Genomic DNA, 5,168 nt, shown 5'->3' with positions numbered 1-5,168 from the left:
AACAGCCCTATTGGTAACTCATCGCTAGTCCCTATTGCAGAGGCGCAAGCAGAGTACGTGATAAAATGGATGGATCGGATGCGCCGCGAAGGTATCACTGAGATTGAACCAACCGAGGCGGCCACCGAAGCCTTTTATCAAGAAGTAAATGAAGCCTTGGGTACGACAGTTTGGGTCAGTGGCTGTAATAGCTGGTATCTAAACGAGGATGGTCGCCCGATTCTATGGCCATGGCCTCTAAAGGAGTTGACCCGCCGCTTAACTCAAATCGTAGAGTCTGACTTTCACATTAAGCGTAACGATCAGGCCGATGCCAAGCTAGCGGATGGCTATCGTGCAGACTCAGCCGATGAGTTTGACAGTCAACTGCTCAAACCAGATACTTTAAGCCCAAGGCCAGATTTGGTAGGCCCTAAAGCTTGAGCGGTTTAAAATTATTTAAGATTTATTCAGTTTTTTAAAACTAATGAATAGTTTTAAGTGAGTGACTTATAAGGGGTTTTATTAGGGTATGTGGATAATATCTGTTCAACACTCCCTAATATATTGGTTGTTTATATCAGCCCAAGCTCTCGAGCAATCGCTACAGTCTCTGTCCTACTGTTGGCTTCTAGCTTTGAGTAGATGCTGCGCAAATGAGTTTTTGTCGTGGCCTCAGAGATAAATAAACTCTCTGCAATCTCTTTATTTCGCATGCCTTTAGCCAATAACACCAAGGTTTGTCGTTCTCGTTTGGTAAGCGCAGGCTTAGGTTGGTTTGGAACTGGAGCGTCAGTGAGGACATCAAAGTCGCCAAGTTTAGCCAAAAACTGCCTATCGATTGAGAGCTCGTCTATCTTGTTAGCACTCTTTTGCCGCCACAGTCTTATCAGTTCATGAATACTTTTATCTTCATCTAAGAATATTCGCACAAATCCTTGCTTACTGGCAAAAACTAACGCATCGGTGAATACACGCATAGCGGGATTTTTTTTATTTAATGCCAGTAACGCGCTACTAAGTAAGATTCGCACTTTTAGTGCTCGGCGTAAACGCAAGTCAGCTTGGGCGGTTTTAAGGGCTTGTTTAAGCTCGTTTTGTGCCTGCTGCGCTTGCCCATCAGCAATCAGTAGTCGCCAACGCATGATATCTTGTGATTCGATATCGTGAGCGGGCCACACAAAGTTGGTCACATTATTTGGAATGTGCATGTCCTCAACTTGCGTCAAAGCAATTTTGGCTGCCATCATATTGTCATTTAGCCAATGAATGCGAGACTCTTCAAGCTTTACGCTCATAATGACACGCTTTAATCCTGCTTGAATACCGATGGCTTCAAGCTCTTGCAAGTAGTGATGGGCGCGGCTGATATCGCCATGATGTCTGGAGATTTTGGCTTGTAGTAAATAGGCTAATATCAAAGAGTCGACAGTGCCGTTTTCGCGCACGTAGGGCAGGCACTCTCCCAAAATGTACTGCGCGCGCATGAGCTCATCTCGCTCATAGAACAGCTCAGCATAGGGCACCCCAATCACCGCTTTGCCGCCAGGTATAGATTGCTCTCCTTTAATCCAAACTTGCTTGTAGCTCCGTTGCAACCGCAGCTCGCCTTGATTAAGCTGGCCTTGGATAAGATCTATCCATCCCTCTAGCGCATTACATAACGAGCGAATAAAAGTGTTTTGCAGGTTTAAATGTTGATGCAGCGCCTGATTCATGATCTGTCTTGCGTCATCATATTTACCTTCAACGATAAGACAATACGCCATAATGCTGATCAGTACCCCATACATCAAAGACTGGCTAGGTTGCTGATTGACGCTCATCCTTGATAACAAGTCCTTGGTTTGCTCATAACAGGTTTCAATTTGATCAGTCATTGACAACTGCAAGCATTGTAGGGTCAAGATTTGCTCGTATTGACTGTCCGAATACGCATCAGCACTCTTTGCCATAAAGCTATCTAGGATCAATTGCGCTTCAATATGACGACGATTGAGTACCAACACCCACCCATAGATGAGCTGTAGCGATTGATGTTGCCTAAAAGCGTTTGGCGAGAGTTTATCGAACCAACGTAGTAAGCGCCGAAAGCGCCCTTCAACCATCAATGACATCGCATATTGATTAAGTAGAACAATAGCGGGCCTTTGATCAGGATCAGCTAATAGGTGCTCAATAGCCATTACTGGACGGCTATGCTCAAGATACCAGCTTGAAGCGCGGCGGTTGAGTTGTCGGTGTAGCGTAGGCTGAGTCGATTTTAGGTAGCCAAGCAGGTAGCTTGAGAATAGATTATGATAGCGATAATACTGATGGCTGCTGTCTGTTGGGACTAAAAATAGATTGTTTTGAGCCAAAAGACTCAGCTTGCTAGCGCTATCATCGATTTGCATCACATGATTGCACAGCGGTGCGCTCAGCTCCGTCAAAATACTGCTTTGTAATAAAAAATCTCGTTGAGCATCGCTAAGTTTAGTTAAGATATCTTCGGCTAAATACTGGGCAACCTCAGTATTTGAGCCTGAAAAGGTCGAAAAAAACTGTTCGGCGTCCTGCTGTTCACCTAATGCCAATACTGCTAATTGAATCGCAGTAATCCAGCCTTCAGTCCTATCTAACAACACTTGAATGGTTTTGTCTCTAAAGGACAGACCTGAGGTTTGTTGTAGTAAATGCATAGTTTCGCTAAAGGAGAATAACAGCTCTTTTTGAGTGACTTCAAGCAGTTGACCATAGGAGCGTATGCGTCCTAATTTTAGATCGGGAACACTTCTAGAACCGATAATAACTTCGCTATTAACAGGTAGATATTCGATGATTTGCTGAATATAATTGAGCACCACAGGACTATGGATAGATTCAAAATTATCAAAAAATAGCCTAAGTGGCTAAACACTAGAAGCTAATCGCTCAAGTAGGCCTTGGTAATTAGCAAAAGCGTCGTCAGAGAAAGGGGAGGAAGCGGTATTGGCACTAGAATCTAAACTGGTATCTAAGTTAGTGTTTAAGCTGCTATTTTGGTCAGTCTCCCATCTAGCATAAAGATGCCGTACTAGTCTTTCAATATCGTTATCAGCATTGTCGATGGTGAGCCAAAGGGTTTTTGCCTCGATCGATTGGCAATACTGCCAGTATTGCGTGAGCAGTATTGACTTACCATAACCGGCTGGTGCTTGTACCAAAACAACTTTAACACTAGATTCTTTGTGGATAAGAGCATCTAGTAGTCTCTTACGATAGACACATTTAGTCTGTAATGGGGCAGGTTGAAGCTTGGCTAAAGCTAACTTAGGATGATATACCTTAGCTTCCTCCATCATATTTCCTTTGCGGTTAAAATAGAGCCATCTCCAGTTATCGGAACGTTTTTATAAATAGTCGCAAAAACTATCAGTTCTTACAACCCTTATCTAACCCCCACTTTCAAATCCCAACATTTACAACGTCACCTAAGTAAATTATAAAATAAAAAAACGTTCATAACGTTGTATGAAATATACTGTTATGAACGTTTTTTGCTATTTCGCACTCTCACACCCTAAAATCAAAATAGGTGCAAGGCGCTGACAGCTAAGGGTGCGGTTGCTGTCGTTCGGGTAATTAGTCCTAGCCTTGCAATCGGTTATGCTATGCCATGCCCTCATTATCGACAGCGTTGGCAAGCGTATCAGTGACCCATTGGTTTAGGCTCATACCGTGACTGGTGGCAATGGTGCTAACCTGCTCATGTAAGCCGCTAGGTATGCGAGTCACAAACTTACCTGAAAAGCCTTTGTATGGCTCAATATCGTTCTCTCTGCACACCTCAAAAAAGGTCTGTAGCGACTGTGCGCCCTCACGCTCTAGCGCGGCTATGCTGTCACCGTAGAAGTCAGCCCCACCATTTAAGCCCACAAACTCACCACGAAACATACTTAGTTCAGGGTCATATTGAATAATGGCTTTATGCTCATTAATCATCATTATATTTTGCATAATTACTCCTTATTATCGTTGGTTACGGGTGCGGTCTGTGTTACATCATCGTCATTAATAGGACTATAGCCTAAAGCATCTAGCCACTTTCGAACACTTGCTACTGCGCCTTTATCGGTTGTTGGCTGAGGGTGTGGGCGGTGATAGACTTGTACTTCACCATCTAATACGATTGCCACTCTGGAACCTGCGCGTTCGCTGACCTCTGCACCCAGTGCTATAAATAATGCTTCGATAGCTGACCATTTAATACTGCCTGATATGGGTTTATTAAAAATGGCTTTTAGTGTTTTTTGGTGCTTGCGCTGCATAACCTACCCTTAAACCTGCTTATATTATTATAGTATCATATTATGATACTAACAGTTATTAATTAGCCACTATCACTAGGTTCTGTCAGTTTTGACAGTGCTGTCTTGCCGTATATTTATATTTCTATGGCTAAAAGCCGGCGCGTCATGATGTTAAAAGGTGTTGTTAAAGCTGTTCGGCAAGCTGCGCTAGTAGCTCAGGCGATATGCCTTGTGCCTGTAAGCTCTTTATCGGTATGTCTTTATACAGCGAACCCTTTGGGTCGTGGACTAGATGAAGGTTATCACCATCGCTATATCTTTTACGTTTAGTTGGCGGGTCAAGCTTAGCAATAGCCTTTACACCATTGATGTTTAATAGGTAGTTTTTGCGCTCAGCCATTGCCACACCTCGATTAGCGACTATTAATAATTACCATGTACAACAATAATGCGATTTGTGTACAACAAAACAATCATAATTCAATACATGTACATCAGCATGTACAATATCGTAGTGGTGCTAGTAGGTAATGACAAGTGTTTAACAAAGACTGATAACTAGGTATGATAGGAGCTTAGAGGGTTTGAGGTAACGCGAGGTTATGTCTAAATACTATACTTGGTGCGCCCACCAAGACTCGAACTCGGATCGATCGCTTAGGAGGCAACTGCTCTATCCTGTTGAGCTATAGGCGCATTGAGAGGTGAGACTATTGTAAAAAAGTGATGAGTCAAATGCAAGTTATGCTTATTGACCATTTTGTAATATATCAGTGACTTCTACGTCCTCTATCACGCCGCTTGAGGAGTCATTGAACAGATCATCCATGCTGTTGTCATAGCCATCGATATTACTATACTCGTAGTTATTCAAAATGTCTTGTCCTACGCTTGAGAGCAAAAAATTACGCAAACTGA

Annotated in this window: 5 protein-coding genes, 1 tRNA gene and 1 pseudogene; 1 reads left to right on the top strand and 6 read right to left on the bottom strand. The window is 43.0% G+C overall.

The features are described 5' to 3' along the window. Window positions 1-423: pseudogene (locus ACTXGO_RS09335) on the top strand (hypothetical protein); the annotation flags it as partial. A 131-nt stretch (window positions 424-554) separates the two neighbouring features. Here ACTXGO_RS09335 and ACTXGO_RS09330 read toward each other — a convergent pair. From ACTXGO_RS09330 to ACTXGO_RS09305, 6 genes are all read right to left on the bottom strand, one after another. Continuing rightward, on the bottom strand, window positions 555-2,822 hold the full coding sequence (locus tag ACTXGO_RS09330; protein WP_443543086.1) for a LuxR C-terminal-related transcriptional regulator: 2,268 nt from the start codon (window positions 2,820-2,822) through the stop codon (window positions 555-557). Between the two features lie 48 nt (window positions 2,823-2,870). Beyond that, the gene (locus tag ACTXGO_RS09325) at window positions 2,871-3,302 is read right to left on the bottom strand and encodes a hypothetical protein (protein ID WP_443543085.1); all 432 of its coding nucleotides are present in this window, start codon (window positions 3,300-3,302) and stop codon (window positions 2,871-2,873) included. 307 nt (window positions 3,303-3,609) lie between these two features. Then, window positions 3,610-3,957, bottom strand: a complete 348-nt coding sequence (locus ACTXGO_RS09320; RefSeq protein WP_443543083.1) for a type II toxin-antitoxin system HicB family antitoxin — start codon at window positions 3,955-3,957, stop codon at window positions 3,610-3,612. 2 nt (window positions 3,958-3,959) lie between these two features. Continuing rightward, window positions 3,960-4,268, bottom strand: a complete 309-nt coding sequence (locus ACTXGO_RS09315) for a type II toxin-antitoxin system HicA family toxin (protein ID WP_443543081.1) — start codon at window positions 4,266-4,268, stop codon at window positions 3,960-3,962. Window positions 4,269-4,434: 166 nt separating this feature from the next. Continuing rightward, entirely contained in the window at window positions 4,435-4,650 is a 216-nt protein-coding gene (locus ACTXGO_RS09310; RefSeq protein WP_443543079.1) for a hypothetical protein, read from the bottom strand. 220 nt (window positions 4,651-4,870) lie between these two features. After that, a tRNA-Arg gene (locus tag ACTXGO_RS09305) sits at window positions 4,871-4,946 on the bottom strand. Window positions 4,947-5,168 lie beyond the last annotated feature (222 nt).

The organism is Psychrobacter sp. T6-1 (assembly GCF_052258445.1).
The sequence above is the reverse complement of the archived record's forward strand: the minus strand, read 5'-3'. Positions and strand labels throughout refer to the sequence as shown.

Excerpts from the sequence above, each read along its gene's own strand:
- ACTXGO_RS09325 (WP_443543085.1), bottom strand. The coding sequence starts at position 3,302 with ATGATGGAGGAAGCTAAGGTATATCATCCTAAGTTAGCTTTAGCCAAG.
- ACTXGO_RS09320 (WP_443543083.1), bottom strand. The coding sequence starts at position 3,957 with ATGCAAAATATAATGATGATTAATGAGCATAAAGCCATTATTCAATAT.
- ACTXGO_RS09310 (WP_443543079.1), bottom strand. The coding sequence starts at position 4,650 with ATGGCTGAGCGCAAAAACTACCTATTAAACATCAATGGTGTAAAGGCT.
- ACTXGO_RS09315 (WP_443543081.1), bottom strand. The coding sequence starts at position 4,268 with ATGCAGCGCAAGCACCAAAAAACACTAAAAGCCATTTTTAATAAACCC.